Here is a 17,773-nt window from a genome sequence, read left to right as displayed (position 1 = left end):
CTCCTGTTTCACCAGGATCTCCGGGCGCTTCCCTTCGGTGTTTCACACTCTATCAGGCCTTTTTCGTCTTCCGAACCGCCGCTTTTCTGCAAGCATGCAGATGCGCGCAATTCTTGAGTCGCGATCAAGACGCTGGGAGTGCCGCCCACCTCAACCGGACGCAGTTGATTGCGTCCTTGCTGTCCGGGGCAGGTCTCAGACAGTACAGCTCCGGTGTGGGCGAGGCAAATCGATTCAGCTGGACGCGCGCTCCGCAACCGGCGTCTCTCATGCGGAACCGTCAGTTCTTATGACTTACGCTTCTGAACGGTGCGCCGTCCAGGACAGGTAGTGACGGCGGCCTGATGAATCTCCACCCCTGGGAGGCTTCCCATGACCACCGTGACGTCCCCTCTTGCCGGACGCGCCATCGGACTCGCGGCTGTGCCCGACCCGGTGTTCTCCGGAGCGATGGTGGGTCCCGGTACCGCCATCGACCCGGTGCGTGAGCCGTCTACTGCTGTTTCGCCCGTGGACGGTGTTCTCGTATCGCTGCACCCGCACGCGTTTGTCGTCGTCGACTCCGAGGGGCACGGCGTGCTCACCCACCTCGGTATCGACACCGTTCAGCTCAATGGCGAGGGCTTCGAGCTGCTCGTGAACAAGGGTGACACCGTTGCCCGCGGCCAGGAGATCGTGCGCTGGAACCCGGCGGCGGTCGAGGAGGCCGGTAAGTCGCCGGTGTGCCCGGTCGTCGCGCTGGAAGCCACCGCGGACTCGCTCGGCGAGGTGCGCGAGGACGGCGACGTCAAGGCGGGCGACCAGCTCTTCTCCTGGCAGTAGCCGGGCGCCGTCCCGAACGGCAGGTACGACATCCATCGCGGCGGCTTCGGCCGTCGCATCAACCGGAGACGGGTGCAATGGAGACAACGCTGCGAGGCGTCGGCGTCAGCCACGGTGTGGCGATCGGCGAGGTGCGGCACATGGGCACGGCGGTCCTCGAGCCGCCGGCCAAGCAGATTCCGGCGGACGAGGCGGAGCGCGAGCAGGGGCGTGCCCGGCAGGCCGTGGAAGCTGTTGCCGCTGACCTGATAGCGCGGGGGAATCTGGCGGGCGGCGAGGCGCAGGCCGTGCTGGAGGCCCAGGCCCTGATGGCTCAGGACCCCGAGCTGATTGCTGATGTCGAGCGGCGGATCGCCGTCGGCTCCACCGCCGAGCGCGGTGTGTATGACGCGTTCGCCGCCTATCGGGCGCTGCTCGCCGGTGCCGGTGAGTACCTCGCGGGCCGGGTCGCCGACCTCGATGATGTGCGCAACCGGATCGTCGCCCGGCTGCTGGGTGTGCCGATGCCGGGTGTGCCGGACAGCGATGAGCCGTATGTGCTGATCGCGCGCGATCTGGCGCCGGCCGACACCGCGCTGCTCGACCCGACGCTGGTGCTCGGGTTCGTGACCGAGGAAGGCGGGCCGACCAGCCACAGCGCGATTCTCGCGCGGGCGCTGGGGGTGCCGGCCATCGTCGCGCTGCCCGGTGCGGGTGAACTCGTCGAGGGCACGGTCATCGCGGTCGACGGCAGCACCGGTGAGGTGTTCGTGGAGCCGAGCGCCGAGAAGCGTGCGGTGCTGGAGCAGGCCGCGGCGGAGCGGAAGGCCGCGCTGGCGGCGTCGTCCGGTCCGGGTGCCACGTCCGACGGGCACAAGGTGCCGCTGCTGGCGAATGTCGGCGGGCCCGGTGACGTGGCCGCGGCGGTCGAGGCGGGGGCCGAGGGTGTCGGTCTCTTCCGTACCGAGTTCCTGTTCCTGGACGACAGCAAGAGCGCGCCGTCCGAGGAGAAGCAGGTCGAGGCGTACCGGAAGGTGCTGGAGGCGTTTCCGGAGGGCCGCGTGGTCGTGCGCGTGCTGGACGCCGGTGCCGATAAGCCGCTGGACTTCCTGACGCCGGCCGATGAGCCGAACCCCGCGCTGGGTGTGCGGGGGCTGCGGACGCTGCTCGACCACCCGGATGTGCTGCGTACGCAGCTGACGGCGCTGGCGAAGGCGGCCGAGGGGCTGCCGGTCTACCTCGAGGTCATGGCGCCGATGGTGGCGGACCGGATCGACGCGAAGGCGTTCGCGGATGCCTGCCGGGAGGCCGGGCTGCGGGCGAAGTTCGGCGCGATGGTGGAGATCCCGTCGGCGGCTCTGCGGGCGCGGTCGATTCTTCAGGAGGTCGAGTTCCTTTCGCTGGGGACCAATGACCTGGCGCAGTACACCTTCGCCGCCGACCGTCAGGTGGGTGCCGTCTCGCGGCTCCAGGACCCCTGGCAGCCGGCGCTGCTGGATCTGGTGGCGGTTTCGGCCGAGGCGGCCAAGGCCGAGGGCAAGAGCTGTGGTGTCTGTGGTGAGGCGGCCTCCGATCCGCTGTTGGCGTGTGTGCTGACGGGGCTCGGGGTCACCAGCCTTTCGATGGGTGCGGCGTCGCTTCCGTACGTACGGTCGACGCTGTCCAAGCACACGCTGGCGCAGTGCGAGCGGGCGGCGGCCGCGGCGCGTGCCGCGGACACCGCCGAGGACGCGCGGGCTGCCGCGCAGGCGGTGCTCTCCGGGGAGTGATCTCGCGCGGCGCATGCGTCGCAGGAGTGTTGACGGCCGTCCCGCCCTTCTGGCGGGGCGGCCGTGGTGTGTTTGTGGGCCGGGCGGGGTGGTGCGGTCAGTGGTGGTGGGGGTCGGGCGGGGGTGTGAGGGGCAGACCGGGGGCGTAGTCGACGCGGTGCTCGGGCGGGATGGGTTCGCCGGTGTCGGCGTCGGTGCAGTAGGCGGTGAAGACCTCGGCGGCGCCGAGGGGGCGGGGCCAGGAGTCGCCGAGGGTCCAGCCGCGGACCGTGTCGTGGGCGCCGTCGCCGGTGGTGTCACGGTCGGTGGGGGCGGTGGTGGTGCGGGAGACGAGGCCGCCGGGGGTGCGCAGGGCGAAGCCGGCGGCGAGGACCGTGCAGAAGACGAGGGTCTCGGATTCGGCGAACTGGGGCCGGGCGCCGTCGCGGCCGGTGGCGTGGAGGACCGCCAGGAGGGGCGGGTCTCCGGCCGCGACGGAGCAGACGAGGTGGTGGGTGCCTTCGCCGAGGGAGGCCAGAAGCTGCTGGAGGGCCTGGGTGGCGCGGGCGAAGGCGGCGTGGCCCAGGTCTTCGCCGCACTCCTCGCAGGTGCCGGCGCGGGCCAGGAGGCCGGAGGCGTGGTCCCAGGTCGCCTGGCGGTCGGCTTCTTCGACGAGTAACGGGAGCAGCTGGGTCAGCGGCTCGCCCTGGTAGGTCAAGGTGGCGCCGGTGCGGGCGACTTCGGCGGTGTAGCGGCTGCGGCTGTCGGGGCGGTCCGGGTCCAGGGCGAGGTCCGCGCAGTATTTCTCGTAGGCGGCCGGGTCGAAGAGGCTGATGGTCGTGAGCACGCCCTGGGAGGCGAAGCGGCGCAGCAGGGTCTCCATCTGCCGGAGATAGCTGCGGTGGTCGTCGAACGGGAAGGTGCGGTAGCGGCGCATGGCGGTGAAGTCCTGCTCGTCGGCCAGGACGGCGGCGCTGCTGGGGACTTCGCGGCGTAGTGCGCGGCGGGCGGTGGACGGGTCGGTGTGCCGGGATGTGGATGTCATGACTCCCCCTGAGTGAGATGCGCCGCTCTGTCCGAGTGCGGCGGCCGTACATCACTTGTCACAGAGAGTAATCGGGGGGTCTGACAATGCGGCGCGGCGCCGGACCGCGGGGCGTGGGTGCCCTGGCGGTCCGGCGCCGGACGGGCCTACTGCGCGCTGTCGGCGGCGCGGTCGCGGGCCACCCGCTCGTAGAAGCGGAGCAGTTCGAGGTTGTCGACGGAGCCGGGGTTGACGGCCTTGTCGAGCGGGGTGCCCTGGAGGAGGCGCTTGACGGGGACCTCGATGCGTTTGCCGGTGAGGGTGTGCGGGACACCGGGCGCTTCGATGATGTCGTCGGGGACGTGGCGGGGCGAGAGCTGGTCCCGGATGGTCCGCTTGATGCGGTCGCGCAGGGCGTCGTCGAGGATGGCGCCGGGGGCGAGGTGGACGAAGAGCGGCATCCAGTAGCCGCCGTCGGGCAGCTCCAGGCCGATGACGAGGGATTCGCGGATCTCGGGGAGCCGTTCGACGGCTTCGTAGATGTCGGCGGAGCCCATCCGGACGCCCTGGCGGTTGAGGGTGGAGTCGGAGCGGCCGTGGATGATGACGCTGCCGCGGGAAGTGACGGTGATCCAGTCGCCGTGCCGCCAGACGCCGGGGTACATGTCGAAGTAGCTGTCGTGGTAGCGGGTGCCCTCGGGGTCGTTCCAGAAGCGGGTGGGCATGGACGGCATGGGGTTGGTGACGACGAGCTCGCCGACCTCGTCGACGACCGGCTTGCCCTGGGGGTCCCAGGCCTGGAGGTCGGTGCCCAGGCAGGGTGCCTGGAGTTCGCCGATGTGGACGGGCAGGGTCGGGACGGCGCCGGCGAAGCAGCTACAGACGTCGGTGCCGCCGCTGACGGAGGCGGTCCACAGGTCGGCGCCGCTCTCCGCGAAGGAGTCGTGCAGCCAGCGGAAGCCGTCCGGCGGGAGCGGGGAGCCGGTGGTGGCGACGCAGGTGACGGCGGAGAGGTCGAGGTCGCGGGCCGGGTGGATACCTGCCTTGCGGCAGGCCATGACGTAGGCGGCGGAGGTGCCGAAGACGGTGGCGCGGGTGGTTTCGGCGACCCGCCATTGGGCGGAGATGTCGGGGTGGCCGGGGCTGCCGTCGTAGAGCACGATCGTGGAGCCCACCAGGAGGCCGGCGACGAGGAAGTTCCACATCATCCAGCCGGTGGAGGTGTACCAGAAGAACCGGTCGTCGGGGCCGAGGTCGCAGTGCAGGCCGGTCTGCTTGAGGTGTTCCAGCAGGATGCCGCCCTGGGACTGGACGATGGCCTTGGGCAGGCCGGTGGTGCCGGAGGAGTACAGGACCCACAGCGGGTGGTCGAACGGGACCTGTTCGAAGACCGGTTCGGTGTCGTTCGAGGTCAGGTCCGACCAGTTCAGGGCGCCTTCGGGGGCGAGGGTGCCGAGCAGGGGGATGTGGACGACGGCGCGCACGGTGGGAAGTTCGGCACGGAGTTCGGCGACGGTGTCGCGGCGGTCGTGTTCCTTGCCGCCGTAGCGGTAGCCGTCGACGGTGAACAGGACGACGGGTTCGATCTGCTGGAAGCGGTCCAGCACGCTGCGGGCGCCGAAGTCGGGGGCGCAGGAGGTCCATACGCCGCCGACCGCGGCGGTGGCGAGGAGCGCCACGACGGCCTGCGGGATGTTGGGGACGTACGCGCTGACGCGGTCGCCGGGGCGGACGCCGAGGCGGCGGAGTTCGGCGGCCAGTGACCCGACCTGGGCGCGCAGCTCCGTCCAGGTGACCGGGGTGGGCTCATGGGTCTCGTCGACGTACAGCAGCGCGGGGGCGTCGGCGCGGGCCGGGTCCTCGGCGGCGCGCAGGGCGTGCTCGGCGTAGTTGACGGTGGCGCCGGGGAACCAGCGGGCGCCGGGCATCGCGCGGTCGGCGAGGACGGTCTCGTACGGGGTGGCGAAGCGGACGTCGAACCACTCCGCGGTGGCCTGCCAGAAGGCGGGGAGGTCGTCGACGGACCAGCGGTGCAGCGCCGCGTAGCTCGTGGCGGGATCGCCGGGGGTGGGGGCGGGCGCGCCGTGGTGCGTGGCCGCCCAGGCGTGGAAGCGGGTGACCTGTGCGCCGGCGATACGGTCCGGGCCTGGTTGCCAGAGGGGTTCCGGCTGCGGGGCGGACGGCGGTGCGGTGGTCATGATGCGGCTCCCGGGCGGTACGCGTCGTAGGCGTCGGGCGCGCACGGCGGCGGGGGTCCCCCGGCCCAGCGGATGGGCGTGTGCGCGTGACACGGCTTGCCTGGACGATGCCATGTGATCGACTTCCGCACCAGGGTGGGCTCCCCACATTCGGGGGGTGGCGGATGTGGTGGCGGCATGTGGTGCGGGACGGTTCCGGGGGCACACAGGGGGACATACGGCGAGATCAGGCCATCGGACGGCGATCCGCGGGCCTGAAGGTGGCCGAGCGTGACCCGGTGCAGGTGAACGGCAGTTGAACGGCGCCCGCGCACCCGGCCGGAAATGGCAGGCTGACCGGCATGGACGGGCGGGATCTGGTGCGGTCGGTACGGATGATCAAGGCGATCGGGCCGGCGCAGGGGCTACGGTCCGTGCGTACGGCGTGGCGGGCACGGCGGGCGGATGCGCTGGCGCTGCCGCGCCGCACGGCCGAGCGGGCACGGGTCCCGGGCGCGGCGCGCGGCGCGGAGTCCCAGCCGGGCGGCGGAGTGATCCACTTCGCCCGGTCGTCGCTGCGGGTGCGGGTCGCCGCGGGCGGTGCGGTGTTCTGCGGCTGGGACGGTGCCGAGCCGGAGCCGTCGTACGCACTGGCCGGGGCGTGTCCCGAAGTGGACGCGCGGGTGGTGCTGGAGCCCGATACGGACGGCGGCTGGCGGGTGGTCTCCGAGCGGGTGCTGGTGGTGGTGTCCCGGCACGGTGCGGTGGAGGTGCGGACGCCCGGCGGGGCGGTGCTGCGGCGGGAGTTGCCGCCGCGCTGGTGGGAGGGCATAGCCGCGGAGGGTGCGGGCGGGCGGCCGGAGGGCGGTGCCGCGCGCTGGGTGCAGCGGGCGGAGGTCGCGGCCGATGCCCGGTTCTTCGGGCTGGGCGGCCGGGCGCACGGGCCGCGGCTGCGGGACGGTGCGTACCGGCTGTGGAACACGGATCCCGGTGGCGCCTTCGGTCCGGGGGACGATCCGCTGTCGCTGACGATGCCCGTCCAGCTGGTGGTGGCGGACGCCGGTACGCATCTGGTCTTCCACGACAATTCCTGGGACGGCCGGGTGACGCTGCGCGAGGGCGCGGAGGGCGCGGGCTCGGGTCATGACCGGCCGGGCACCTGTGAGCTGCGGATGGACGGCGGACCGCTGCGCTACTGGGTGCTGGCGGGCACCCCGGCCCGGGTGCTCCAGGGCTGGACGGCGCTGACCGGGGCGCCCGCGCTGCCACCGCAGTGGGCGCTGGGATATCAGCACGCCCGCTGGGGCTTCGGCGGGGAGGCCGAGGTGCGCCGGGTGGTGGCGGGCTACAAGGAGCGCGAACTTCCGCTGTCCGCGGTCCATTTGGACATCGACCACTACGACCGGCACCGGGTCTTCACCGTCGACCGGCAGCGCTATCCGGATCTGCCGGGTCTGGCGCGGGAGTTGCGGGCGGACGGGACACGGCTGGTGTCGATCGTGGATCCGGCGGTGAAGGCGGAGCCGGGGGACGCGGTCTACGAGGGCGGGGCGGCGGCGGACGCCTTCGTCCGGGACGCACAGGGGCGGGAGGTCCGCGGGGTGGTGTGGCCGGGCGAGTCGGTGTACCCGGATTTCACCGATGCGCGGGCCCGCAAGTGGTGGGGGGCGCTCTACGCGGAGCGGCTGGCGCAGGGCTTCTCGGGGTTCTGGCACGACATGAACGAGCCGGTCTCCTTTGCCGCCTTCGGGGAGCGGACGCTGCCGCGCTCGGCACGGCATGCGCTGGAGGGGCGGGGCGGCGACCACCGGGAGGCGCACAACGTCTATGGCCTGGCGATGGCACGGGCCGGTTTCGAGGGGCTGTGCGAACTGCGGCCGGCCGAGCGGCCGTTCCTGTTCTCCCGTTCGGGCTGGGCGGGGATGCAGCGCTACGGGGGCAGCTGGTCGGGCGATGTGGCGACGGGCTGGCCGGGGCTGCGCGCTTCGCTGTCGCTGGTGCTGGGGCTGGGGCTGTGCGGGGTGCCGTACAGCGGTCCCGATATCGGCGGGTTCTCCGGGGTGCCGTCCCCGGAGCTGTATCTGCGGTGGTTCCAACTGGGGTCCTGTATGCCCCTGTTCCGTACCCATTCGGCGTTCGGGGCGGGGCGGCGGGAGCCGTGGGAGTACGGGACCGAGGTGCTCGAAGCGGCCCGTACGGCGCTGTACGAACGGCAGCGGCTGCTGCCGTACTTCGAGACGCTGGGGCAGCTGGCGCGGCTGACCGGGGCCCCGTACGTCCGGCCGGTGTGGTGGAGCACGCCGCGGGACCGGGCGCTGCGGGACTGCGAGGACGCCTTTCTGTTGGGGGATGCGCTGCTGGTGGCGCCGGTACTGGCGGCCGGCGTGACCCGGCGGCCGGTGCGGCTGCCGCGCGGCCGGTGGTACGACACCGCGAGCGGGCGGGCGTACGACGGCCCCGGGCAGGTGTGGGTGGAAGCGCCGCTGTCGCGGATTCCGGTGCTGGCACGGGCCGGGGCGGTGCTGCCGGTGACGGGGGCGGACGGCGGGACGGAGCTGGAGGTGTGGGCGCCGGTGCCCGGCCGCGGGGGCAGCGGGCTGGTGGTGCCGGACGCCGGGGACGGCTGGCAGCGGCCGACCGTCGAGCGCTTCCTCTCGCGGCGGGAGGGCGCCCGGGTGGTCGTGGAGCGGCGGGACGGGGGCGCGGTGGGGTATCCGGTGCGGGTGCGGGGGCTGGCGGAGGGGGCGGAGGCGTAGCCGGGCCGGGCCGGGCGGAGGGGTAGCCGGTCCGGGCCGGGCGGGGGCGTACCTGGGCAGGCGGCGTGACGGACGGTAATACAGCGGGGCGGAAGGGGGCGGGCGCGGCGCGTAGTTGGGCCGGTTGCCGTGGCGGACCGGTGGTGCGGCGGGTCTTCCCCTCCGGCCGCCGTGGCTGGTAAACGGGGGCCATGCCGAGACTTGCTGCCGCGCTGCGCGGCCTTGCTGCCGCTGCCACCGCACTGATCGCCGTCGCCGCTGTCCCTCCGGGTGCGGCGGCGGGCACTCTCCCGCACCGCCCGGCACCGTCGTCGCATCCGGCCAACGACCCCAAGGCGCCGCGGGAGTTCGTCGCCCTGCGGGACGTGGATCCCACGATCATCCAGGAGATGCGCTACGTCACCCCGCACACCTTCATGGGGGTGCCGGTGACCGGCTACCGGGCGCCGATGTGCCTGCTGACACGGGACGCGGCACGGGCGTTGCACCGGGCGCAGCGCTCGTTCCTGCGCCGCGGATACTCCCTCAAGGTCTATGACTGCTACCGGCCGCAGCGCGCCGTCAACCACTTCGTGGCCTGGGCCAAGGACCTCGGCGACCAGCGGATGAAGGGCGAGTTCTATCCGCGGGTCGACAAGTCGATGCTCTTCCGGGACGGCTATATCGCGGAGAAGTCCGGGCACAGCAGGGGCAGCACCCTCGATCTGACGCTGGTGCGGCTGCCGGCCCTGCCGACCCGTCCGTACGTCCCCGGGGAGCCGTTGTCGTCCTGCTACGGCCCGAAAGCGGCCCGCTTCCCGGACAACTCACTGGACATGGGAACCGGCTTCGACTGTTTTGACACCCTGGCGCACACCCTCGACCCACGGATCAAGGGCGCGCAGCGGGCGAACCGGCTGCTGCTGAAGAACGGCATGGAGCGCGCCGGCTTCGTCAACTACGCGCCCGAGTGGTGGCACTACACCTTCACGCCGGAGACGTTTCCGGACACCTACTTCGACTTCCCGGTCGCCCGGCGGTCGCTCGTCCGGCACTGACCGCCCGCGCCGGCGGCCCGGCGAGTGACCCTGTCGGCGGGCCTGCCAGTGCCCCTCCCGGCGGCCCTGCCAACGGCCCTGCCTTGTCCGCCGCCGTCGGGCCGTAGGACTCCAGGAGGACCGGGGCGGACAAGGCGGTGGAGAGGGCGTCGGTCCAGGCGTGCGGGTCGCTGCCGGGCGTCTGCCAGACGTCCGGGGAGGCGCTCAACAGGCGTTCGGTGAGCGCTTGTTGGTGGCGGAGGTCGCCCGGCCGCGCGGCCGGGATGCGGTCCATGGGTCCGTCCGGGGTGCGGTAGCCGTGGGCGAGGCGCAGCGCACGGTGGCGGGCCGGGGCGTCGAGATGGGTGACGGCGAGGGCGTCCACTCCCCCGCAGGCAGCGAGGGCGTAGGTGTGCGCGGGAACGTCGAAGTGGCCGGCGCGGAACGCTCCTTGCCAGCGGCCGTGACCGTTGTGCGGCTCGGGGAGGGCGGCTGCCAGGGCGGGGTCCTCGGTGACGAGCGGGCCGGGGCCGTGCCGGGTCGTATAGGTCCGTACGACGCCCAGGCGCAGCGCGGTGTGCGGCCGGCCGGCCTCGGCGAGGAGGGATTCGGCGCCGTCGAAGGTGGTGGTGGACCAGGTGGTGTAGGGGTGGAAACCGTGCCCTTCGTCCAGCAGGACGCCCTGGGCGCCTTCGAAGACGGCCGGGCCGCGGCGCAGCAGGCCGGGCAGATGGGTCTCGTCGACGAGCGTGACGTGGTCGGCGAAGGCGGTGCAGGCGTCCAGGCAGGCTTCAACGGGTGGTGCGTCGAGCGGGCCCACCGCGGCGGTGAGACGGTCGCGCAGCAGGGTGAGCTTGCGGCGCAGGGCCGTACGGGAGGTGCAGTCGCCGGCCGTCAGGGCGTCGGCGGGGTGGGCCAGTGCGTAGGCGGCGGTTTCGCCGATGCCCATGCCGCAGGAGCCGTGCCGGGCGGTGCCGCGGGCGCGCTCCCGGGCCCGGTTGGCGGCCGCGTGATAGGGCGTGGTGAGGCGGGCGCGCCGGTCCACGGTCAGCAGCGCGAGCGGGTCCGGGACGCCGAGCGAGGCGAGATGCCGGGCCTCCGTGGCGAGCGCCAGGGGGTCCACCAGCATGAGGCGGGACAGATGGGTGGGGACGCCGCTGAAGGTGCCGGAGCCGAACTGGGCGAAGGTGTGGTGGCGGCCGTCGGTGGTGACGACGTTGTGGGCCGCCTGGGCGCCGCCGTTGAAGCGGATCACCGCCGCGACCGGCGCCGCGTCCGGCCGGGGGACGCAGAGCCGGTCGACGACGGTGCCCTTGCCCGCGTCGCCGTAGCCGAGATCGACCACGATGGTGTGCACGGAGGTTCCTCTTTCCGAAGGGGCACAGGGGCTCGAAGGTTCGCAGGGGCCCCGAGGGTCACAGGCGGGTGGTGCCGCCCGGTCCGGGGGCGCCGGGGGTGTCGAGCAGGGGTGCCGTGGAGTGCGCGACGGTGCCCCGGCCGCGGCCGAGCGTGGCCAGCGCCTTGCCGACGGTGCCGCCCGCGTCGGAGCCGACGTCGGCGAGGTCGTCGAGTCCGGCGGCGAGGTCGATGGCTTCCTCGCCGAGCCCGACGGTCAGGGCGAGGGTTTCGCAGACCGCGCCGAGGTCGTCGAGTTCGATGACGTTCTGGCCGAGGAGCTTGCGCCAGGTGCGCAGGACGGCGGTGTTGCCGACATGGGCGGCACCGGCCGGGACGATGAAGTAGACATCGAATTTCCGCTGTACCTCGGCGAGGACCGAGGGGAGCGGGAGGTCTTCGGTGAGCTCGTCGCCGAAGACCGCGCGGACCTCGCGGGCCTTGACCTTCCCGTAGGGCATCTCGTCGCCGATGAGGAAGAGGTAGCCGCGGCGGCCGCGCTTCTCGTGGCAGTCGATGCTGGTGTGGCGCGCCATGGCGTAGAGGGCGAGCTCGTAGGACTCGGTCATCTGGCCGCCTCCGCCGCCTTCCAGGAGGATGTTGCCGAGGTCGTCGTCCATACGGTTGTCGGACTCGAACTGCCCGATCTGGAGCGGTACCCGGTCGCAGGTGGCGTCGCCGACGGCCCCGAAGAGGATCTGCGGGTGCTCGACGTACCCCTTGCGCAGCAGCAGGCCGAACAGCTCGGGAAGTTTGGCCTGAAGCGCCCGCGGCACCGCGCGCATCGACCCGGTCACGTCGAAGAGGACGGAGATGGCGAGCGAGGCGGGGTGTTCGTCGGAGTCGCGGCTCTCGCGGGTGGCCAGGCCCTTCGGGTCGAGCGAGGGGTGCGCCGTCCAGGTGTGCCGCGGGGACGAGGTGGTGACACTGTCGCTGTAGTCGAAGGCGCTGGTGCCGGCGGCGGCGCGGTAGTGCGCCGCGGCGCCGTAGACGTCGGTGGACCAGGTTCCGCTGCCCATGGTGATTCCCCCTGTGTGGTGGGCGGGTGGTGTGGTGGAGAGAGGTGCGGCGCGCTCCCGTACGGGGCGGCGCGCCCGGCACGGCTCACGGATGCGGTGTGGGCATCGTGAACGGGCGGAAGGTGCGGGGCCCGTAGAGGCGGTCGAGGAGCGCGTCCAGCTCGGCCAGCAGTTGCCAGGCATCGTGCGGACGGCGGGTTTCGGCCGGCAGGGTGCAGCCGCGCAGGAACGCCCGCATCGGCTTCGGGGTGCGCTCCCCCATGAGGGTGGCCATGGTGTGGGAGGCGAGGTGGATGTCGGTGGCCTCGGTTGCCGGGCAGCCGCCGGTGACCTCGGGCGGGTAGGCGGCACGGTGGCGTTCGACGAGCGCGGGGACGCGGTCGCCGAGGGCCGTGCTGTAGCACCAGTTGACGAGGACCAGGCCGTGCAGCCCGGGGTGGATGAGGACGTGTTCGGGGAGTACGGCGCCGTGCACCCGGCTGGCGCGGTGTGCCCAGCCGAGGGCGGTCAGGAGTCTGCGCCACATCCAGGCGGCGTCGCGCGGGTCGAGTCCGTCCGGGTGGGCGTCGTGGACCTCGGCGAGGGTGTGGAAGCCGCCGGACGGTACGACGGTGTCGGACGGTACGACGGTGTCGGACGGTACGACGGTGTCGAGCGGCACGAGGGCGTTGACGCGGCGTTCGCTGCCGGTGCCGGCTTCACGGTGGCGGAAGGACTCCAGCAGGCGGGGTGCATAGGCACGGTGGCGCCGGTCGCCGTGCCGCGCCAGCCGGTCCAGTGCCCGGGCCTCACGCTCCATGAGGTCGTTGTCGGTGACCGCGCGCGGGATCTTCAGCAGCGCGCGGTGCCGGGTGCCGTCCTGCTCGTACGACGCCTCACGGAGCACCGCGAGGTCACCGGTGGCCAGGGTCGCGCCGAGGGTGTACGTGCGGCGGCGGGTGGTCAGGGTCGGGCGGGTGGCGGCGGTGTGCTGCTGCCAGAGGGCGTCGAGGCGGGCGAACTCGGCCTCGGCGTGCGGGCGTTCGGCGGCCGGTGCGGTGTCGGGGTGCAGCAGCCGGGCGAGTCTGCGGTAGGTCCGGGCGGCAGCGGCGGTGTCGTCGGGGAAGAGGTCCGCGGGGCGGCGGGCGGCGGCCAGCGCGGTGCGGGCGGCGGCGCGGGTGCGCGGCGCGTCCGCGGCCGTGGGGGTCATCGCACGCTCTCCTCCCGGTCGGGGCGCAGCAGCGCCGGATGCAGCAGACGGGCGTCGCCCGCACGGTAGAGGCGGGCGCGCGGACCGCCGCGGGCTCCCCCACGGGCCGCCGTCGCGCCGGTGGATTCCACGAAGCCGGGGACGGAGAGCACTTTGCGGTGGAAGTTCCCGGCGTGCAGCGGGCTGCCCCAGATGGATTCATAGACGCCGCGGAGCTCGACGATGGTGAATTCCTCCGCGAGGAACGCCGTGGCCAGCGGGGTGTACTCGATCTTTGCGCGGGCGCGGTCGAGTCCGTCGGCGACGATGCGGGCGTGATCGAAGGCGAGCGGGCGGAGGGTCTGCGGGCCGGGATTCCCCTCCGCCGCGGTGTCGTCGGCGGGCCGGGGCACGGAACCACCCCCGTCGATCCCGTGCCCCGGACCCTGCTCTGGGGGACGCGGCCGGGCCGCGTCCGGTTCGGCGAAAGTCTGCGAAGTCACCCTTTCGGGGCCCTGCGTCTCCGCGCAGCCCTCGCACCGGCCGCCGAGATCCAGCGCGGAGACGGGGACCCAGGCCGCGGACGAGGCGTCGCCGCCGCCCCGGGCCTCGGGGAGATCGGGCGCGAAGGCCAGGTAGGCGACGGTCACGACCGGCATGCGCGGGTCGCGCCCGGGATCGCCGTACGACCCGAGCTGTTCGAGGTGGACGCGCTCCAGCTGCGTGGCGTCCAGCCCCGTTTCCTCGGCGAGTTCGCGGGCCGCGGCCGCATCGAGCGACTCCCGTCCCGCGCGGACGAATCCGCCCGGCAGCGCCCAGGCGCCCTGGAAGGGCCGGCCGCCGCGCTCGACGAGCAGGACGTGCAAGGCTCCCGCGCGCAGCGTCAGCGCGACGATGTCGACGGTCACGGCGATGGCGGGGAACTCTCGCGGGTCGTAGGCGGCGAGGAATGCACTGTCGCCGCCGCCGTCCTGCGCGGCGCCGCTCCCGTTGCCCTGCCGCTCCGTGGTCACAGCCGCCCCCGATGTTGTTCTCACTCCGAGTCTTTCTCGGAATGAGCACAACATAGCATCGGGCGATGACGGCGTCCAGAGGGGCGAGGGAGCGGTGACACGGTGACGCGCCCAGGGCCTGCCAGGGGCGGCGATCGGGCGCAGCAGGGCGTCTTGCCGGAGCCGGAGGGGTCGAGGGCGGCCGAGGTGGCGGGTACGGCAGGCGTGGCGGGTTCACGGTCCGGACGGGCGTCGGCGCGGGCGGCTTCGGCCACGGGCACCCCTCGTGAACGGCTTGATCGCCCGGCGGCTGTGCCGGGGTTCCGCACGGAGCGGCAGCGTGCCACACTCCTGACGTTCCGTCAGTTCTTGGTTCGGTCCGTCAGTTCTGTGGTTGCTGGTCTGCGGTCGGGGAGGATCTGTGGCACATACGCACAAGCCGGTGGTGCCGGGGTGGTTCGATCCGGACGCGGCAGACTTCCGGCTGTTGGGGACACGCTGCCGGGCCTGCGACGCGGTGTTCTTCCCCCGCGAGGACGCGTTCTGCCGCAACCCCGCCTGCGGAGGCGACGAGTTGGCTGAAGTGCCGCTGTCCCGGCACGGCACGGTCTGGTCGTACACCGACGCGCGCTATCGCCCGCCCGCCCCCTACGTCTCCGATCCGGACGCCGAGTGGCAGCCGTACCTCCTGGTCGCAGTGGAGCTGGCGGAGGAGCGGATGGTGGTCCTCGGGCAGGCGGCACCCGACGTCCGCTCCGCTGAGCTCACCGTGGGCACGGAGGTCGAGCTGGTACCCGGGATCCTCAACGAGGGCGACGGGCACACCTGGACGACGTGGCACTGGCGGCCTGGTGGGGGTGAGCGGGAGGCCGGGCCGGAGCGTGCCGCGCGGCGGTCCGGCACGCACGAGGCGGAGCCCGGCACCCCGCCCGTACACGTCGCCGGCCCCGAAGTGGAAGGCGGCGCCCCCGAAGCGGAAAGCGGCGCTCCCGGAGCGGAAGTCGCCACCCGAGAAGCGGAAGTCGCCGCTCCCGGAGGGGAAGCCACCGCTCCTGGAGCCGAAGTCGTCGCCCCCGGTGGGGAAACCGCATCACTACACCCGCCCACCCCCCGAAGGGGGGTGGGCGGCGGGGAAAAAACTGGAGGTGCGGGTGGGCGGCGGGTAGGGGGGAGCCCAGGAAGCACCGCGACCCGCGATGTGGCGGTGCTCGGCGCCGGTATGCATCCCTGGGGCAAGTGGGGGCGCAGCTTCGTCGAGTACGGCACGAAGGCGGCCAGGGAGGCGCTCGCCGACGCCGGGCTCGACTGGCGCGCCGTGCAGAGCGTCGTCGGCGCGGACACGGTGCGCGGCGGCTACCCCGGCTATGTGGCGGGCGCGACCTTCGCCAAGGCGCTGGGCTGGCAGGGCGCCCGGGTGACCAGCGTCTATGCGGCCTGCGCGTCCGGCGCACAGGCCATCGGCGCCGCACGGGCACAGATCCTCTCGGGGATGGCGGACGTGGCCCTGGTGGTGGGCGCCGACGCCGCGCCCAAGGGCTTCTTCACCCCGGCGGGCGGCGACCGGCCCGACGACCCGGACTGGTTGCGGTTCCGGGTGCTGGGGGCCACCAACCCGGCGTACTTCGGCCTGTACGCACGCCGCCGGATGGCGCTGTACGGCGATACGGCCGACGACTTCGCGCAGGTGAAGGTCAAGAACTCCGCGGCGGGCGCGGCCAATCCGTACGCCCGTTACCGCAAGCGGGTCACCTTGCAGGAGGTCGCGGCGTCGGCCGTGGTCTGCGATCCACTGCGGCTGCTGGACATCTGCGCCACCTCCGACGGCGCCGCGGCACTGGTTCTGACCAGCATGGAGTTCGCGCGCCGGCACGGCGCCACGGATCCGGTCCGGATTCGCGCGGTCTCCACGGCCACCCCGCAGTATCCGCGGACCCTGCTGGACCTGCCGGACATCGCCACCGACTCCGCGGCCGCCGTACCGCCGCCGGAGACCGGCTTCCGGGCGTCGATCGCGCACACCGCCTACGAGGAGGCCGGGATCGGCCCCGAGGATCTTTCGCTGGCCGAGGTCTACGACCTGTCCACCGCGCTGGAGTTGGAGTGGTACGAGGACCTGGCGCTGTGCGGCCCCGGCGAGGGGGCGAAGCTGCTGTGGGACGGGGCGACGGCGCTGGGCGGGCGGCTGCCGGTGAATGCCAGCGGCGGTCTGGCCTCGTTCGGCGAGGCGGTCCCGGCCCAGGCCATTGCCCAGGTCTGCGAGCTGACCCGGCAGTTGAGAGGGCAGGCGGGCACGCGGCAGGTGGCGGACGCCCGGGTGGGCGTGACCGCCAACCAAGGGCTGTTCGGTCACGGGTCGGCGGTCGTCGCGGTGCGGTGAACGCGGGAGCGGGAGCGGTGAGGGCGGGCCCGGAACAGGAGCGGTGAGCGCCGGCCCGAGACGGAATCGGTGAGGGCGGGCCGGAAAGGGGGCGGTGAGCGCCAGCCCGTAAAGGGAGCCGTGAACACGAGCCCGGGACGGGAGCCGTGAGCGCGGCCCCGGAACAGAAGCGCTCAACGCAGGCCCACCAGGCGCCGCCCCGCCCGGTCAGGCGGAGGTGCACACCCGGTAGGAGGAAGCACGCACCCGCAGGCGACGGCGACGGACGGTACCCGTGCCCTCGCTGCCGGTCTCCGCATCCTCTGCTGTGCGCGACCTTGACGGCCCCTCAGCACCGGTGAACACTTCCGGATGCCAGTCGGCATCGCCGCACTCAGGCACCCCGGCCGGGTGGCAGCGGCTGTCCGCTGCCCGCCGGTGGCACGCACCCTGCACGGAGGACCGGGGGACGTCCCCGGGCGAGGGCCAAGGAGCCGCCATGTATTCCAATGGGGACATCGTCGTCGGTGAAGTGATCGGCACCGCGATACTCATACTCTTCGGCGCCGGTGTGTGCGCCGCCGTCACCCTGCACTACTCGAAGGCGAAGGGCGCCGGCTGGGTCGTGATCGCCTTCGGCTGGGGCATGGGCGTCCTCGCCGGCGCCTATACCGCGGCGCCGCTGTCCGGCGGGCATCTCAACCCCGCGGTCACGCTGGGCTCGGCGGTCGCGGGCGGCACCGAGTGGTCGAAGGTGCCGCTGTACATCCTGGCGCAGATGGTCGGTGCGGCGATCGGGGCCGTACTGGCCTGGGCGCTGTACTACGCGCAGTTCGCCGCCAACGCGGAGCAGGACAAGGCCCAGCCGACGCTGGGGATCTTCTCCACCGGCCCGGAGATCCGCAAGCCGGCCGCCAACCTCGTCACCGAGGTCATCGCCACCATCGGCCTGGTGCTGCCGCTGCTGTTCTTCGGCCAGAACAAGGGCATCGGCATCGGCCGGGTCCCCGGCGAGCACGTGGGCGTCTACGGCTCCGGGATCAATGTGCTGCTGGTCGCGCTGCTGGTCGTCGGTATCGGGCTGTCGCTGGGCGGGCCCACCGGCTATGCCATCAACCCGGCCCGTGACCTCGGTCCGCGCCTGGTGCACGCCCTGCTGCCGATCCCCAACAAGGGTTCCTCGGACTGGAGTTACTCCTGGATCCCGGTGGCCGGGCCGCTGATCGGCGCGGTGCTGTCCGGCCTGGTCTACAACGCGGCGTTCTGACACCGGCCGAGAAGCGTCCGGCAGAGAAGCGTCCGGCCGTGAGGTGTCCGCCCG

The 17,773-nt window shown here is 73.0% G+C and carries 12 protein-coding genes and 1 pseudogene; 7 read left to right on the top strand and 6 right to left on the bottom strand.

The genetic code is table 11. From position 1 onward, the window contains the following. Positions 1-372 precede the first annotated feature (372 nt). Both M8I34_RS35880 and ptsP read left to right on the top strand, forming a co-directional pair. Positions 373-822, top strand: coding sequence for a PTS glucose transporter subunit IIA (locus tag M8I34_RS35880; protein ID WP_030088803.1), 450 nt, complete (start codon positions 373-375; stop codon positions 820-822). A gap of 77 nt (positions 823-899) precedes the next feature. After that, the gene (gene ptsP / locus M8I34_RS35875; RefSeq protein WP_030986392.1) at positions 900-2,570 is read left to right on the top strand and encodes a phosphoenolpyruvate--protein phosphotransferase; all 1,671 of its coding nucleotides are present in this window, start codon (positions 900-902) and stop codon (positions 2,568-2,570) included. 97 nt (positions 2,571-2,667) lie between these two features. On the opposite strand, the gene M8I34_RS35870 is transcribed toward ptsP, so the two are convergent. Continuing rightward, the gene (locus tag M8I34_RS35870; RefSeq protein WP_250056969.1) at positions 2,668-3,594 is read right to left on the bottom strand and encodes a hypothetical protein; all 927 of its coding nucleotides are present in this window, start codon (positions 3,592-3,594) and stop codon (positions 2,668-2,670) included. Between the two features lie 146 nt (positions 3,595-3,740). Further along, on the bottom strand, positions 3,741-5,771 hold the full coding sequence (locus M8I34_RS35865; RefSeq protein WP_250056967.1) for an acetoacetate--CoA ligase: 2,031 nt from the start codon (positions 5,769-5,771) through the stop codon (positions 3,741-3,743). A 341-nt stretch (positions 5,772-6,112) separates the two neighbouring features. On the opposite strand from M8I34_RS35865, the gene M8I34_RS35860 reads away from it, so the two are divergent. Both M8I34_RS35860 and M8I34_RS35855 read left to right on the top strand, forming a co-directional pair. Continuing rightward, on the top strand, positions 6,113-8,506 hold the full coding sequence (locus M8I34_RS35860; protein WP_250056965.1) for a glycoside hydrolase family 31 protein: 2,394 nt from the start codon (positions 6,113-6,115) through the stop codon (positions 8,504-8,506). Positions 8,507-8,697: 191 nt separating this feature from the next. Beyond that, a complete protein-coding gene (locus M8I34_RS35855; RefSeq protein WP_250056963.1) occupies positions 8,698-9,543 on the top strand; it encodes a M15 family metallopeptidase in 846 nt (281 codons plus the stop codon). On the opposite strand, the gene M8I34_RS35850 is transcribed toward M8I34_RS35855, so the two are convergent. The 4 genes from M8I34_RS35850 to M8I34_RS35835 all read right to left on the bottom strand — a co-directional run bounded on the left by M8I34_RS35850 (position 9,473) and on the right by M8I34_RS35835 (position 14,018). Beyond that, complete coding sequence (locus M8I34_RS35850) at positions 9,473-10,879, bottom strand: adenylosuccinate synthetase (protein WP_250056961.1); 1,407 nt, start codon at positions 10,877-10,879, stop codon at positions 9,473-9,475. The genes M8I34_RS35855 and M8I34_RS35850 overlap by 71 nt on opposite strands. A gap of 58 nt (positions 10,880-10,937) precedes the next feature. After that, a complete protein-coding gene (locus M8I34_RS35845; RefSeq protein ID WP_250056959.1) occupies positions 10,938-11,936 on the bottom strand; it encodes a hypothetical protein in 999 nt (332 codons plus the stop codon). 85 nt (positions 11,937-12,021) lie between these two features. After that, complete coding sequence (locus M8I34_RS35840) at positions 12,022-13,125, bottom strand: molecular chaperone DnaJ (RefSeq protein WP_250056957.1); 1,104 nt, start codon at positions 13,123-13,125, stop codon at positions 12,022-12,024. Further along, entirely contained in the window at positions 13,122-14,018 is an 897-nt protein-coding gene (locus M8I34_RS35835) for an NUDIX domain-containing protein (RefSeq protein WP_250056975.1), read from the bottom strand. The genes M8I34_RS35840 and M8I34_RS35835 overlap by 4 nt, the downstream gene beginning before the upstream one ends. Before the next feature lie 520 nt (positions 14,019-14,538). Between M8I34_RS35835 and M8I34_RS35830 the strand changes: the two are divergent. From M8I34_RS35830 to M8I34_RS35820, 3 genes and pseudogenes are all read left to right on the top strand, one after another. Next, positions 14,539-14,952 (top strand): annotated as a pseudogene (locus tag M8I34_RS35830) (Zn-ribbon domain-containing OB-fold protein); the annotation flags it as partial. Positions 14,953-15,294: 342 nt separating this feature from the next. Further along, the gene (locus tag M8I34_RS35825; protein WP_308372751.1) at positions 15,295-16,473 is read left to right on the top strand and encodes a lipid-transfer protein; all 1,179 of its coding nucleotides are present in this window, start codon (positions 15,295-15,297) and stop codon (positions 16,471-16,473) included. Between the two features lie 478 nt (positions 16,474-16,951). After that, positions 16,952-17,719, top strand: coding sequence for an MIP/aquaporin family protein (locus tag M8I34_RS35820; RefSeq protein WP_250056955.1), 768 nt, complete (start codon positions 16,952-16,954; stop codon positions 17,717-17,719). Positions 17,720-17,773 lie beyond the last annotated feature (54 nt).

Origin of the sequence: Streptomyces sp. MCA2 (genome assembly GCF_023544705.1) — a bacterium.
GTDB classification, from domain to species: domain Bacteria; phylum Actinomycetota; class Actinomycetes; order Streptomycetales; family Streptomycetaceae; genus Streptomyces; species Streptomyces decoyicus.
The sequence above is the reverse complement of the archived record's forward strand: the minus strand, read 5'-3'. Positions and strand labels throughout refer to the sequence as shown.